This window comes from Pseudomonas sp. AC247 (assembly GCF_979258015.1).
Map to the genome: position 1 here is coordinate 591,183 of NZ_OZ409829.1, position 14,718 is coordinate 605,900.

Annotated in this window: 11 protein-coding genes; 6 read left to right on the forward strand and 5 right to left on the reverse strand. The window is 59.5% G+C overall.

What is annotated here, in order from left to right; all coding sequences use genetic code 11:
* Nucleotides 1–57: 57 nt before the first annotated feature.
* Together ACZZ0B_RS02835 and ACZZ0B_RS02840 are read right to left on the reverse strand one after the other, a co-directional pair.
* The gene (locus tag ACZZ0B_RS02835; protein ID WP_463544331.1) at nucleotides 58–3,171 is read right to left on the reverse strand and encodes a transglycosylase domain-containing protein; all 3,114 of its coding nucleotides are present in this window, start codon (nucleotides 3,169–3,171) and stop codon (nucleotides 58–60) included.
* Between the two features lie 302 nt (nucleotides 3,172–3,473).
* Nucleotides 3,474–3,932: an REP-associated tyrosine transposase gene (locus ACZZ0B_RS02840; protein WP_463544332.1), complete on the reverse strand. Its 459-nt coding sequence runs from the start codon at nucleotides 3,930–3,932 to the stop codon at nucleotides 3,474–3,476.
* Nucleotides 3,933–4,539: 607 nt separating this feature from the next.
* On the opposite strand from ACZZ0B_RS02840, the gene ACZZ0B_RS02845 reads away from it, so the two are divergent.
* Both ACZZ0B_RS02845 and ACZZ0B_RS02850 read left to right on the forward strand, forming a co-directional pair.
* Entirely contained in the window at nucleotides 4,540–5,961 is a 1,422-nt protein-coding gene (locus ACZZ0B_RS02845) for an amino acid permease (protein ID WP_008083055.1), read from the forward strand.
* Between the two features lie 368 nt (nucleotides 5,962–6,329).
* Nucleotides 6,330–7,817, forward strand: coding sequence for a glucosyltransferase domain-containing protein (locus ACZZ0B_RS02850; protein WP_463544333.1), 1,488 nt, complete (start codon nucleotides 6,330–6,332; stop codon nucleotides 7,815–7,817).
* Between the two features lie 5 nt (nucleotides 7,818–7,822).
* On the opposite strand, the gene ACZZ0B_RS02855 is transcribed toward ACZZ0B_RS02850, so the two are convergent.
* The gene (locus ACZZ0B_RS02855) at nucleotides 7,823–9,442 is read right to left on the reverse strand and encodes an FMN-binding glutamate synthase family protein (protein ID WP_008083066.1); all 1,620 of its coding nucleotides are present in this window, start codon (nucleotides 9,440–9,442) and stop codon (nucleotides 7,823–7,825) included.
* A gap of 253 nt (nucleotides 9,443–9,695) precedes the next feature.
* Nucleotides 9,696–10,484 carry a helix-turn-helix transcriptional regulator gene (locus ACZZ0B_RS02860; RefSeq protein WP_463544334.1) on the reverse strand — a complete coding sequence of 263 codons (789 nt, stop codon included), beginning with the start codon at nucleotides 10,482–10,484 and terminating at the stop codon, nucleotides 9,696–9,698.
* Between the two features lie 250 nt (nucleotides 10,485–10,734).
* On the opposite strand from ACZZ0B_RS02860, the gene ACZZ0B_RS02865 reads away from it, so the two are divergent.
* From ACZZ0B_RS02865 to ACZZ0B_RS02875, 3 genes are read left to right on the forward strand one after another with little or no spacing between them, the layout of a single operon-like run.
* Nucleotides 10,735–11,169: an NUDIX hydrolase gene (locus ACZZ0B_RS02865; RefSeq protein WP_440094513.1), complete on the forward strand. Its 435-nt coding sequence runs from the start codon at nucleotides 10,735–10,737 to the stop codon at nucleotides 11,167–11,169.
* A gap of 23 nt (nucleotides 11,170–11,192) precedes the next feature.
* The gene (locus ACZZ0B_RS02870; RefSeq protein WP_463544335.1) at nucleotides 11,193–11,831 is read left to right on the forward strand and encodes a LysE family translocator; all 639 of its coding nucleotides are present in this window, start codon (nucleotides 11,193–11,195) and stop codon (nucleotides 11,829–11,831) included.
* A gap of 3 nt (nucleotides 11,832–11,834) precedes the next feature.
* Complete coding sequence (locus ACZZ0B_RS02875) at nucleotides 11,835–12,341, forward strand: N-acetyltransferase family protein (protein ID WP_463544336.1); 507 nt, start codon at nucleotides 11,835–11,837, stop codon at nucleotides 12,339–12,341.
* Nucleotides 12,342–12,521: 180 nt separating this feature from the next.
* Here ACZZ0B_RS02875 and metR read toward each other — a convergent pair whose 3' ends face one another.
* The gene (gene metR, locus ACZZ0B_RS02880) at nucleotides 12,522–13,439 is read right to left on the reverse strand and encodes a transcriptional regulator MetR (RefSeq protein ID WP_008087231.1); all 918 of its coding nucleotides are present in this window, start codon (nucleotides 13,437–13,439) and stop codon (nucleotides 12,522–12,524) included.
* 203 nt (nucleotides 13,440–13,642) lie between these two features.
* On the opposite strand from metR, the gene ACZZ0B_RS02885 reads away from it, so the two are divergent.
* A complete protein-coding gene (locus ACZZ0B_RS02885) occupies nucleotides 13,643–14,677 on the forward strand; it encodes an alpha/beta fold hydrolase (RefSeq protein ID WP_463544337.1) in 1,035 nt (344 codons plus the stop codon).
* Nucleotides 14,678–14,718 lie beyond the last annotated feature (41 nt).

Here is a 14,718-nt window from a genome sequence, read left to right on the forward strand (position 1 = left end):
GGAGCAAGCTCCCTCGCCACAGTTGCGTTCACTTGGAGGCGGGTTTTACCGCTGATTTCAATTGCGCTGGGCGACGGCGGGCGTCTCGCACCGGGTGTGCGAATCAGGTTGCAGGTACGGCGACAGAATCGGTGCCATGCCTTTGAGCACCTGCACGGGCAGCGCCGAGGTGAACTTGAAGTTCTCCGCCGAGCGCCCCGGCACGAATGCCGTCAGCGTGCCGAAGTGATGATCGCCGATGTAGAACACGAAGGTCGCCGTGCGGTTGATCGATTTCGAACTGAGAATCCGCCCTCCCGAGCCTATGGCTTCGATGCGGTTATCACCGGTGCCGGTCTTGCCGCCCATGACCAGCGGTGTGCCGTCGGCGGTTTTGAAGCTGCCGGAAACACGCTTGGCGGTGCCGGAGTCGACCACTTGCGAGAGCGCCTCGCGCATGGCCGTGGCGACTTCGGATGGCATCACCCGTTTGCCGACATGCGGATCGTTGGTCACGCGGGTTTCGTACGGTGTGCCGGCGGCAAAGTGCAGGCTGTCGATGCGCAGGGTCGGCATGCGCACGCCATCGTTAAGGATGGTGCCGATCAACTCGGCCAGTGCCGCAGGGCGGTCGCCGGAGCTGCCGATCGCCGTCGCCAGCGATGGCACCAAGTGATCGAACGGGTAGCCGACTTTCTGCCAGCGCTGGTGAATTTCAAGGAACGCTTCGATTTCGAGCATGGTGCGAATGCGGCTGTCGCGCGCGCCTTTGTGTTTGCTCTTGAACAGCCAGCTATAGACTTCCTGACGCTCGAAGTGGCTGGCTTTGACGATTTGGCTGAACGTCGCGTCCGGGTTATGCAGCAGGTAGCCCATCATCCACAAATCCAACGGGTGAACCTTGGCGATGAAGCCCTGATCGGGCAAATCATAGCTGCCCGGGCCATAGGAATCGTAGAGACGGATCAAGCGATCATCGGTGAGTTTTTCGTTGAGCTTGGCGCCTTTGAGGTGCGCACGCACAAAGGTGTTGAAGTCTTCCTGGCTCGCGTCCGGCAACAGATAACGATGCACCGCCGCCATGCGGATCGGGGTCGGGCGCATGCTGTCGAGGAAGGTGTCGAGGCGCGCTGGAGTGTCTTTGTTTTTGTACTTTTTCCAGAACTTGAGCAGGAACGACGTGCCTTCGCGGTCGGCGAAATTGGCCAGGTATTCCTGACGCCGGGGGTCGCGGTCATCCTTGAGCAGTTCGGCGCTGCTGTTGGGGCCGGAGTAGGTGACGTAGCGCACCACATCGCGCATCAGGCGAATGAACGGCAGGTTGATCGACTCCCGCAGGGCATCGCGCAGGGTCGGCATGCGGCCGTTGTCTTCCTTGCGAAAGTTATGGAACACATGCAGACCGCCACCGGTGAAAAACGCTTCGCCGGGGCTTGCCGAGTATTTGCGGTCGAGCGCGGCGCCGAGCATTTTCGACAGATCGCGATCCTTGTTTTGCACCAGATAATCGATGACCCACTGGCTCAGGCGATCCTGATCCGGCACGTCGACTTTCTTCAGTTCCGGTACAGACATGCCGGCGTATTTGTCGTGCAGTTCGGCGATGATTTGCAGGTAAGTCGTCAGCACGCGCATTTTCGCCGTCGAGCCGAGTTCGAGTTTGCTGCCTTCATTGATGTCGAACGGCTGATCGGTGCTGTCGGTCTGGATGCGTACGCGCGAGCCGTCCGGGGTCAACTCGAACAGGGTGAAGCTGTAGCGCACTTGCGTGGTGCTGGTGGGCGTCAGCAGTCGTTCGCCCATCAGGCCGATTTCAGCGGCGAAGGCCGGGTCGGCGAGTTTTTTCAGGTACTCGGTGGCCTGCATTTGCAGGTCGCCTTGCAGGGTGCTGGTGGCCGATAGGTCGAGACGATCAAGGTCATACAGCGGCCGGTTGAGCATGCTCGCCAAACGACTGCGGGCGACGCTGATGCCTTTGTTGGTTTCAATCGGCTGGATGGTTGGCTGGGTTTGCCAGTCGCGATACGTGACCTTGCTGGCGAGTGCGGCATCGGCCAGCGCGTTGTCGATGACGCCGTTCTGCTTGAGCAGGCGCAGGTGGCTGTCGGTGAGGTCGGCGAGTTCTTCGCGGCCCTTGGTCAGGTAATGCGAAGGGCGGCGCTGGGCGATCATCAGCGAGAGCATTTCGCGCAGAGCCAGACCTTTGTCGGCCATGGTTTTCGGGTCGGTGGCCGGGCTGTTCAGTTGTTCGTTGGCCTTGTTGAAATCACTGCCGTACCAGACGCGCAAGCCTTCAGCCATACCGTGTACTTCGCCGTGCCCCGGGACTGCCGACAGCGGCACACTGTTGAGGTAATCGCGGACGATGTTCTGCCGCGAAGTCAGTGTTTCAGGTCCGGCCTGATAAGCGCGCACGCTGGCGGAAACCATCTGGCGGATCTTCTCCGCGCCCGATACGGTCAGGCCATCCGGCGAGTGCCGATACTTTTCCAGTTGCGTCGCCAAGGTACTGCCGCCTGCCGACTGACCGGGCAAGTGCAGCAGTTTCGCCACTTGCGACCACGCCGCCATGCCGAATCGCGGCCAGTCCACGGCCGGGTTGGCGCGGGGCTGTTTGGGGTCGAGCAGAAAGCGGTTTTCGATGAACAGCAGGCTGTTGACCACCACGGGCGGAATCGCCGCGAAGTTGGAATAGAGTTGCTGGGGGTAGTTGTATTTATACAGAGGCGCGGCGCGGCAATCGGTGATGGTCAGGCCGGCCTGGATCTTTTCCGAGTAGGGCACGAACAGGCCTTTGTCGGTGTAGCTGAGCAGGGCGGGGGAGAAGCGGGTCTGCTCGGTGATCACATAATTGCGTTTGAGCAGGCGCGGCAGGAATTCATCGAGGGAGCTGTAACCCAGGCGCAAATCGAATGGCCCATTACCGGGGTAGTGAATCGCTTCACTGGGCCCGGGCTCCAGTGTGTAAGTCAGCGATGCGGCGTATTTGCTGACCTCAGTGGACTGGAAACGCGAGGTGCGCATCTCCTTGGCCGCCCCCATGCCAACCACGATGGCAATAATCAGCAGCAGCAACCAGAAAGCCTTCCAGCCATGCCGGGGACGGCGTGGTTTTTTGGGGACAGGCGCTTGATCCACACTCTCAGTCGGAACCACGGTTTTACTCGAATCGGTTTGCCACAAAGCGCCCATAGTCGATTGATCCATTCACGCAGATTGATCGGACTTGTTTGAAGCTTAGACGGTGGTTGGCAGTGGTGAAAAAATTGTGATGGGTTGGGGGTGGGGAGTTGCTGAATAAATCTGGAATGAGGGGCAACTCATTCATCCGTAGTAAGGAATCCATTTAGTAGAGGGGTTTTTGTGGCGAGGGGATTTATCCCCGATGGGGCGCGAAGCGCCCCTGTTTTTCCCCACGAAAAGCGGGCCTGCTGCGCAGTCCATCGGGGATAAATCCCCTCACCACAGGTAATGTGAACAATTGAAAGGGGGGGTTACAGCCAGCAGGCATCCCGGAGCGGGTAGTCACCTATCTTCTTGACCAGACCGGCCCGCAATGGATTCGCCACGATGTACCGGGCGAACGGCAGCAAATCCTCATCATCACGAATCGCACGGTCGTGAAAGCCGCTCTGCCACAACGCCCCTTCGCGTCCGGTCTTGTGATTAACGGCCCGAGTGCAGCGCGCTTTTATTGCACCAATGACCTCGGCAAGCGTGCCGTTTTGTAACTGCACCAGCCAATGGAAATGGTCAGGCATCACCACCCAAGCAATGGACTCTACGCAGCCTTGGTCATGTGCCTTGCGAAGCTCTGCCACCAGTAATCGGCCTGTTTGCCAATCGGCGAAGACGGGTTGGCGCTGGTGAATCACTGAGGTGATGAAGTAGGCGCGGCCGGGTTCGGAGAATCTGCCTTGTCGTAGGCGGTATGAATTTGGATAGTTAGGCACTTCACTTCCTTGTGTTGGTTTGTCGAACCCTCAAGGCTAGTTCCGGGTGGGAAATTCTGAATCTGTAACTGTTGTGCGAAATTTCTGAATCCAGCGAAGTATTTGTGGTGAGGGGATTTATCCCCGATGGGGTGCGAAGCGCCCCCAAAGCAGGCACCTGATTTCTCCAGATATATCTCATTGGCAGGTTTGGGCCTGCTGCGCAGGCCATCGGGGATAAATCCCCTCACCACAGGGCAATGTGAGCCACAGAGTTCTGAGCTAGAGCCTTCGCGGGATCAATTGCACTAAGGCAGGGGCATGACGGTGCACCAATGCTGTGCAATACTCGCCGCCTTTTTCGGTGGCGAAAATTCCTACGAAACACAGGGGATGCCTCTCCGCAAACCGGGCTTATGCCGAGAGTTGTCGCTGAATGTTGTGGTTTATAGAGTGAAAAGCCCTGCCCAAGGCTTTTTATACTGCACGCCCCGCTGATCTTGCAGGTTTTGTCCTACAAGACGCGTTTGCCCACGAGGCCGGCGCGGTTTCAGGGCAGCCAAGGCTTACCGGCCGACGCTGCGACACTCGGTGGTCATATCCAATAACAAGACGAGGTTGCACCCCCATGCCAGTTGGCAATCACCTGCCTCACGGCGACACCGCTCAGGGCGGTCCGCTCAAACGCGAACTCGGCGAACGGCACATTCGCCTGATGGCGCTCGGTGCCTGTATCGGCGTCGGTCTGTTTTTAGGTTCGGCCAAGGCCATCGAAATGGCCGGCCCGGCGATCATGATTTCCTACATTCTTGGCGGCCTGGCGATCCTGGTGATCATGCGCGCCCTCGGCGAAATGGCTGTGCACAACCCGGTCGCCGGCTCGTTCAGCCGCTACGCACAAGACTACCTCGGCCCGTTGGCGGGTTTTCTCACTGGCTGGAACTACTGGTTCCTGTGGCTGGTGACCTGCGTTGCGGAAATCACCGCGGTGGCGGTGTACATGGGCATCTGGTTTCCCGATGTGCCGCGCTGGATCTGGGCCTTGGCGGCGCTGATCAGCATGGGCTCGATCAACCTGATCGCGGTGAAAGCCTTCGGTGAGTTCGAATTCTGGTTCGCCCTGATCAAGATCGTCACGATCATTGCCATGGTCATCGGCGGCGTTGGCATCATCGCCTTCGGTTTCGGCAATGACGGCGTGGCGCTGGGCATTTCAAACCTGTGGGCGCACGGCGGCTTCATGCCGAATGGCGTGACCGGCGTATTGATGTCGCTGCAAATGGTCATGTTCGCCTACCTCGGCGTCGAAATGATCGGCCTGACCGCCGGTGAAGCGAAGAACCCGCAGAAGACCATTCCCGATGCGATCGGCTCGGTGTTCTGGCGGATTCTGCTGTTCTACGTCGGTGCGTTGTTCGTGATCCTGTCGATCTACCCGTGGAATGAAATCGGCACGCAAGGCAGCCCCTTCGTGATGACCTTCGAGCGTCTGGGCATCAAGACCGCCGCCGGTATCATTAACTTCGTGGTGATCACCGCCGCACTGTCGTCGTGCAATGGTGGCATCTTCAGCACCGGGCGCATGCTTTACAGCCTGGCGCAGAACGGTCAGGCGCCGGCTGGTTTCGCCAAAACCTCGAACAACGGTGTGCCGCGTCGTGCGCTACTGCTGTCGATCGCGGTATTGCTCCTGGGCGTAATGCTCAACTATCTGGTGCCGGAAAAAGTCTTCGTCTGGGTGACTTCGATTGCGACCTTCGGCGCGATCTGGACCTGGGTGATGATCCTGCTGGCCCAGCTGAAATTCCGCAAAGGCCTGAGCGCCAGTGAACGTGCCGGCCTCAAATACAAGATGTGGCTGTACCCGGTCAGCTCGTACTTTGCGCTGGCATTTCTGGTGCTGGTGGTCGGCCTGATGGCGTACTTCCCGGACACGCGCGTGGCGCTGTATGTCGGGCCAGCATTCCTGGTGCTGCTGACGGTGTTGTTCTATGTGTTCAAGCTGCAACCGACACAAGTGTCGCAAGGTGCGGCGCGTTCGGCTTCGTAAGTCGTAAGCGCTGTAACGACAAAGCCCCGGTCTAGAGTTCGGGGCTTTTTTGTGGGCGCTGTTCTTAAGGATCGTATGAACCTGTGGCGAGGGGATTTATCCCCGATCGGCTGCGCAGCAGTCGTAAAACCTGTGCATGCGGTCGGCGGTGAATGGTCTTGGGGCTGCTTCGCAACCCATCGGCGATAAATCCCCTCGCCACGGGTAAAGCAGCAGTCATCACATGGAAATTGGTCACTACTGGTAAAGCAGTCACCAGAGGGACGCCTATCCAAATCCTGCCGGGACCCAAGTAACCACCGGTCTGATAAGGCGATACAAAACCACGGCGCAGGTTCAAAGCTTTATCTCCACCCAGAGGCGCGGCCATGAAAATCAGCGATTTTCTCGTGCGAGAACTCGGCCGCCGTCAGGTCGTGCTGTTCTTCTTGCTCGCGACTTCGCTGTATGTACTGCCGCTGATCCTCGCTGACTTCCCCTACATTGACGACAACTGGCGTGCTCTCGCGGCTGGCAATGCCTGGGCCGGGCAGGGGAGATTGTTCGCTGACTGGTTGTATCAGGCGCTGACCTTCACTGGCGCTGCGCCGGACATCTTTCCGCTGCCGCTAATCATCGCCACCGGGGCCATGAGCCTGGCCCTGACTCGCCTGACCTTTCACTACTTCCCTGAACCGACGCTGGCCAGTTGCCTGGTTGCGTTGCCGCTCTGGTACAACCCGTTCCTGCTGCAGAATCTGTCCTACCAATACGACGGCCCGAGCATGGCGCTCAGCCTCGTCGCGGTGGTTTACGCCATTACCTTTCACGGCTCATCCCGAGTGCAACGCTGGCTGGTCCCGGCGACGTTGCTGGCGCTGGCGATCGGGCTGTACCAGATCAGCCTCAACGTGTTCCTCGGGTTATGCGCAGTAGAGTTGGTTCGGGCAATTGTCCGTCAAACCGATGTGCTGGAAATGCTCGGCTGCAAACTCGCGCAACTGGTTCTGGGGATACTGATTTACGCCATCACCGCGTACCCGTTCATGGAGTCCGGGCGTGGCGAATTACTGCAATGGAGTGCCGATCCGTTGCTGCAGATCGGCATCAATATCGGGCGGGTTTCAGACAAGGTCGCGTTGCTGTTTCACAGCGGTTACGCGTGGGTATTCGCCGGGATGGTGCTGTGTGCATTGTTCGGCGCTGTGCGGATCAGCACGCAGGTTTTCCAGCACCGTAAACAGGCTCTGGTGTTCAAGCTGATCAGTCTGCTGACCCTGCCAATCCTCATGCTGCTGATCCCCGGCATCACCCTGATCTTCCGCGATTTCAATGAGGGTGCGCGCACGCTGATGGGCTTCGGCGTACTGCTGGTGTTGCTGTTCTACCTTGCCCATCTTGGCCTGGCGTCGCAGCACCGACGATTACCCTTACTGCTGATCGTCCCGCTGCTGGCAACGCTGTCGCTGTCCTTTGCTTACGGACGCGTGCTGACGATGCAGAAAACCTTCGCCAACCATGCGCTCTACAGCCTTAGTAACGACATCGCCGCGCACCGGGAACTGCGTGAAGCCAAGCGAATTTACCTGTCGGTGAGCTATTCCGAGCACTGGCTGATCGGCGCGGCCGGCTCGTTCAAGCGCTTGCCGGTTTTGCCTTATCTGCTGAACGTCGACTACTACCTGCTCGCGGAAAACCTGCCGAGCGTCGGCATCACCAACGTGGTCGCCGAGCGCGAGCGGCGCAATGCCACGCGCGTCGGTTACTTGGTATATCCGGCGCTGGTGGAGAGCCAGTACTACCGGATTTACCTGATCGGCGACTACGGCTTCATCGTCATGAACGAGCCGCCGCGGATCAGGTCGCTGCGCTGGTAAACGTTTCAGGCCGCGGCGGGTTCATTCGGCTCAAAACTGTCCGCCCGCGCCATTTGCCACATCCGCGAATAGAACTCGCCGTTCACCTCTCCGGTGAGCAGTTCTCCCGGTTTCAGGAACACATGCAACTGCGAGAACAGCTTGATCTCGGTCGCCGACATGCGCCGCACCAGATGCTTGGCCGACAGTTGCGACGGATGTTCAAGCCCCGCCGCCGCGAGCATTTCCGCCAAGGCCTTCAATGTGCTGCGATGGAAATTGAACACACGCTGTGCCTTGTCTGGAACTACTAGCGCGCGTTGGCGCAAAGCGTCCTGAGTGGCGACGCCGGTCGGGCATTTGTTGGTGTGGCAGCTTTGCGACTGAATGCAGCCGATGGCGAACATGAAACCGCGCGCCGAGTTGGCCCAGTCGGCGCCGATGGCCAGCACGCTGGCGATGTCAAAAGCGCTGACAATCTTGCCGCTGGCACCGAGTTTGATCTTGTCGCGCAGGTTCAGCCCGACCAAGGTGTTGTGGACGAACAGCAGGCCTTCGCGCATCGGCACGCCGATGTGGTCGGTGAATTCCACGGGTGCAGCGCCGGTGCCGCCTTCCTTGCCGTCGACGACGATGAAGTCGGGGAGGATGCCGGTTTCCAGCATGGCTTTGGCGATGCCCATGAACTCCCACGGATGGCCGAGGCAGAACTTGAAGCCCACCGGTTTGCCGCCGGACAGTTCGCGCAGTTGCTGGATGAAATGCATCATTTCGATCGGCGTGGAAAACGCGCTGTGGCGTGATGGCGACACGCAGTCTTCGCCCATCATGATCCCGCGGGTTTCAGCGATTTCTTTGGTGACTTTGTGCTTGGGCAGGATGCCGCCGTGGCCGGGTTTGGCGCCTTGGCTCATCTTGATTTCGATCATCCGCACTTGTGGGTTTTGCGCTTGGGTGGCGAAGCGTTCCGGGTCGAAACGGCCATCGCTGGTGCGGCAACCGAAGTAGCCGCTGCCCAGTTCCCAGGTCAGGTCACCGCCGTGTTCGCGGTGATACGGGCTGATGCTGCCTTCGCCGGTGTCGTGGGCGAAGTTGCCGAGCTTGGCGCCTTGGTTCAATGCGCGAATGGCGTTGGCGCTGAGTGAGCCGAAACTCATCGCCGAAATGTTGAACACCGACGCCGAGTACGGCTGCGAGCACTGCGGGCCGCCGACGGTGACGCGGAAACTGCTCGGGTCGCTCAGCGGCGCCGGGCGCATCGAGTGGCCGATGAATTCGAAACCCGCTTGATAGACGTCGATCAGCGTGCCGAACGGTTTGTCGGCGGTCTCGTTTTTCGCTCGCGAGTAGACCAGCGAGCGCTGGGCGCGGGAGAAGGGCAGGGCGTCGCTGTCGGATTCCAGCAGGTATTGGCGGATTTCCGGACGGATGCCTTCGACCAGGTAGCGGATGTTGCCGAGGATCGGGTAGTTGCGCCGCACCGCGTGCGGGGTCTGCAGCAGGTCGAACAGACCGAGCAGGCTGAGGACGCCGGTGACGGCGGTGATCGGCCACAGCCAGTCGTGGTCGAGGAAAGGCAGGCTGGCGAGGGTGAAAATCACGCAGACGGCAAAGAAGGCGTAGCGGCTCAGGAGTGACAGGCTCATACGGTTTCCCTGGTTCGGACTCAGTGGGTTGCAACCCTGTGGCAGCAGGCGGGCTAGCAGGTGGGCCTGCTGGTGGGATCTATTGTGGTGAGGGGATTTATCCCCGACGGGTTGCGTAGCAGCCCCAAAACCATTCACTGCGGTTTAACAGAAAGACCGCATGCATAGACTTTGGGGCGGCTTCGCCACCCATCGGGGATAAATCCCCTCACCACAGGAATCGATTCCCACAGGAGAGCATTTCAGCGCTGTTTCAGGCGTTCTGGGCCTGAAGAAAAATCGAAAACAGCTCGGACTGGGATTTGATCCCCAGCTTGCTGTACATGTGTTTCTTATGGACTTTCACGGTTTCTACGGAGATTTCCAGCTTACGGGCGATTTCTTTACTGGAGCAACCGCTGAGCATCAATCGCCCGACATCCAGTTCGCGGGCGGTCAGTTGCGCGCCCTTGAGTTGTTGCACCGAGGTTTCCAGTTGCAGCCGCCAATCGGCGGAGGCTGGGGTCACGCTTTCCCTGAGTTCATAGGGCAGACGCTGGCGCAACAGCGCGAGCAGCCACGGCTGGATCAACGACAACAAGGCAATCTGCTCGCTGCTGAAACGCTGTTTGCTGCCCAGCGACAGGCACAGCGTGCGCTCGCCCTGAAGCTGACAATTGAACTGGATTTCGTCGGCGACGACATTCAGACGAAAGTATCGCTGGTAATACTCGGTCAGCTCGAAATGCTCGGGCGCCACTTCCCACAGGCGGAACAGTCCCGAACGTGATTGCTCGCGACTGGCGATATAGAACGGGTCGAGCAAGTACAGCCCGCGCAGATAATCTTCAAACAAGGCGTCCGGAATGCCTTCTTCGCCGGGGCTGGCGGCGAACACTTGCGGGTGCTGGTCTGAACTGAACAGCAGCGCCACCCAGCTATCGAACGGCATGTACTGGTCGAGCAGACGCACCAGTTGTGCCCAGAAATTCGGCTTGTCCAGCGCCTCGATCAATTGCCCGACAGCGCGATGCCAGGTGATGTCGTCGAAGGAAAGTGTCATCGGTTTACCTTGAATGGCCGGCCGGATGCTGCTGCGCATACTGGCCCAGACCTACGCACGGGGCAATCGTGGAATTGGCCGGGCGAGTCACTCCCCCTGTAGGAGCTGCCGAAGGCTGCGATCTTTTGATCTTGTTTTTTTCAGGATCAAGATCAAAAGATCGCAGCCTTCGGCAGCTCCTACAGGGTTGTGTGGCGTATGGCGGGTTTGCGTGGGATCCTTTGCATTTTTCGAAACAAGGGCCGTTTTTATGTCGACGCTTTCCGGTGCTACTCCTTCCATTATCCGCATCGCCGCCGCCCTGTTGATCGGGTCGGACGGTCGCACCCTGCTGGTGCGAAAACGCGGTACCACTGCATTCATGCAACCGGGCGGCAAGATTGAAGCGCATGAGCTGCCGGTACATGCCCTGGCCCGTGAGCTGGAAGAAGAGCTGAATCTGCAGATCGATCCGGCGCAGGCGACCTTCTTGGGTCAGTTTTCTGCGCCGGCCGCCAACGAGCCGGGATTTGTCGTACAGGCAGACCTCTTTCTTCTGACGATCAACGTCGTCGTTTCCCCGGCAGCGGAGATCGAAGAGGTGATCTGGATCGACCCGACCACCGACGGCGATGTCGTTTTGGCGCCATTGACACGGGATAAGATCCTGCCGTTTTATCGAGCCTCGCTGACCGCCATCGCTTGATCATCCATGCAAAGGACGTTGCCATGATCCCGCTTCAAGACTTGCTGATATTCGCCGCCGCCGCGTTGCTGATGGTGCTGACGCCCGGGCCGAACATGATTTATCTGATCTCGCGTTCGATTTGCCAGGGGCGCAAGGCCGGGGTGACCTCGTTGCTGGGTGTGGTCGCGGGGTTCTTTGTGCATATGTTTGCCGCAGCAGCGGGTTTGACGGCGGTGTTCCTCGCCGTGCCGATGGCCTACGAAGTGTTGAAGTGGGCCGGGGCGCTGTATTTGTTGTGGCTGGCCTGGCAAGCGGTGAAACCCGGTGCGCGTTCGCCGTTCGAGGCGCAGCAATTGCCGCCGGATTCGTCGCGCAAACTGATCACCATGGGCTTTCTCACCAGCGCGCTGAACCCGAAGATTGCGGTGTTTTATCTCTCGGTGTTTCCGCAATTCATCACACCTGAGCACGGTTCGGTGTTTACTCAAAGCATCATTCTGGGGCTGACGCAGATCAGCGTCAGTTTCACCGTCAATCTGTTGATCGCGTTGTTCGCGGCGGGGATTGCGTCGTGGTTCGTGCGCAACCCGACGTGGTTGGCGATGCAGCGCTATTTCATGGGGTTTGTCTTGGCCGGGCTCGCGGTACGGCTGATGTTCGAGCAACGCAGGACAGCTTAAGTCATGTGGATCGAACGGCTGGACGCCAGTCATGCCCTGGCTTATCGGGCGTTGATGCTTGAGGCCTATGATCGCCATCCGCAGGCGTTCACCTCCAGCGTGCGCGAGCGGGCGGTGATGCCGTTAAGCTGGTGGGAGGCGCGGCTGACCAGCAAGCTCGATGTGGTGTTGGGTGCATTCGAGGGCGGCACGCTGGCCGGGATTGTCGGGCTGGCGTTCGAGCCTCGGGAAAAGGCTCGGCACAAAGCCACATTGTTCGGGATGTATGTGTCGGCGGATTTTCGCCAGCGCGGTTTGGGGTTTGAACTGGTGCAGGCGGCACTGGCCGAAGCGCAGAACCATCCGGCGCTGAAGGTCGTTCAGTTGACCGTTACTGCCGGGAATGATGTTGCGTTCAAACTTTATGAGCGTTGCGGCTTTATCCAGTTCGGCCTTGAGCCATTGGCGGTGCGGGTTGGCGAAGACTACTTCGACAAGGTCCATATGTGGCGTGAACTCACTCGCGAATGAACACCTCTTTGTGGCAAATGGATCTCTTGTGGCGAGGGGATTTATCCCCGTTGGGTTGCGAAGCAGCCCCAAAACCATTCACCACGGTTTACCTGAAAGACCGCATGCATAGATTTTGGGGCTGCTGCGCAACCCATCGGGGGATAAATCCCCTCGCCACAGTGTTTCTCTCTGGTGTGATCAGCGAACTGCGCTAACCCCATCCAAGGTAGAAAACGAAGTGTCCTTCGCCGTCAGCAAAAAGTCGCGCATGTACGGCGCATCCAGCATGTCCGCGCGGATCGCCGCGTACAGCGTGGCAAACAGACCTTTCTCCCCCAGCCGCTTGGCCTTCACGTAGCCGCGCGAGCTGTATTCATGCAGCGCCCAATGCGGCATGCCGCACACGCCACGGCCGCTGGCGACAAGTTGCATCATCATTACCGTCAGCTCCGAGGTACGCACCTGCGCCGGTTCGATATCCGCCGGTTCGAGGAAGCGCGTGAAGATGTCCAGACGATCGCGTTCCACCGGATAGGTGATCAGCGTTTCCGTGAGCAAATCCTCCGGCACGATGTACGGCTTGCTCGCCAACGCGTGCTGATTGGCCACTGCCAGCATTGCCTCATAGGTAAACAGCGGCACATAGGTGATGCCGGCAATTTCCAGCGGGTCGGACGTCACCACCAGATCCAGATCACCGCGCGCCAACGCCGGCAGTGGCGCAAAGGAGAAACCCGAAGCGAGGTCGAGTTCAACTTCCGGCCAAGCATCGCGGAACTGGTCGATGGTCGGCATCAGCCACTGAAAGCAGCTGTGGCATTCGATCGCCATGTGCAGACGCCCGGCAGTGCCACCGGCCAGACGACTGATGTCACGCTCGGCGGCGCGCAGCAGCGGCAGGGTCGCATCGGCCAGTTGCAGCAGGCGCAGACCGGCGCTGGTGAAACGCACCGGTTTGGTCTTGCGCACGAACAGTTGCATGCCCATGCGTTCTTCCAGTTCCTTGAACTGGTGGGACAGCGCCGACTGCGTCAGGTGCAGGCGATCAGCCGCGTCGACGAGGCTGTCGGCTTCGCGCAGGGCATGAAGGGTTTTCAAGTGGCGGATCTCAAGCACCGATGGCTCCATGAACAAAATTTGCTGATTCAGCGATGGTGGTGAGTTTGTCTCATGTTGGCGAGGCTGTCGACCGCGACTGAGCGAGCGGCGCAATGACCGCTCGGCACTCTTCATCAAACTGTCACGCAACTGTGGCAGCGCGCTTGAACAAACTTCATCAGACTCGCGCTCTACTGGGGTTCTGCGTTTCGGTGTTTTTCATGCACAAGCTGTTTTTATCAGTCGGGGCCATGTTGGCCGCGCTTTTGTTCGGTGCGCCGTCGATGGCGGCTGCGCGTTGCGATGTCAACGTGCCGACCGAGCACGTCGATCTGCAACAAGTCAGCATTGCTTATCAAAGCATTGGTCGCGCGTCGGATCCGGCGTTGCTGCTGGTGATGGGCCTGGGCGGGCAGTTGATTCACTGGCCGGACGAGGTGGTGGTCGCGCTGTGTCAGCAGGGCTTTCGGGTGATCCGTTATGACAACCGCGATGTCGGTCTGTCGACCTGGCGCCAGGCGCCGGAGGAGGCCAACCTGACCTTCGAAGTGCTGCGCTACAAACTCGGGCTGCCGGTGTCGGCGCCGTACAGCCTGACTGACATGGCCGACGATGCGCTGGGCCTGATGGACGCGCTGCACGTCGAGCAATTCCACGTATTGGGCGCGAGCATGGGCGGGATGATCGCCCAGCACATGGCGGCCATGGCGCCGCAGCGGGTCGAGAGCCTGACGCTGATCATGACCACCTCGGGCGCTGAAGGTTTGCCGGCACCGAGTGCGGCGCTGGTGCAGTTGTTGTCGCGGCGCGGCGCACCGAATCGTCAGGTGGCGCTGGAGCAGCAGGCTGATTTGTTGGCGGCGCTGGGCAGCCCGGCGGTGACCGATGATCGGCAGAATTTGCTGCAACAGGCAGCGGCTTCCTATGACCGCGCGTTTAATCCCGAGGGTGTGAAGCGGCAGATCATGGCGATCCTCGCCGAACCGAGCCGCGTTGCATTGCTTAACCAGTTGCGCGTACCGACGCTGGTGGTGCACGGCACGGCGGATCCGTTGTTGCCGGTGATGCATGGTGTGCATCTGGCGGCGCATATTCGCGGCAGTCAATTGAAGCTGATTCCGGGGTTGGCGCATCGGTTTCAGGAGGCATTCAAGGAGCCGCTGCTGGCGGCAGTGTTGCCGTATTTGCAGCAGCACCGAGAAGACACTTCGCATTGGGCGCAGATTGAACCGGTGGTGGGCGGGAATTTGCTGTAACCATCAGATATGTGTCGCCCCTAGAGGCCCCATCGCTGGCA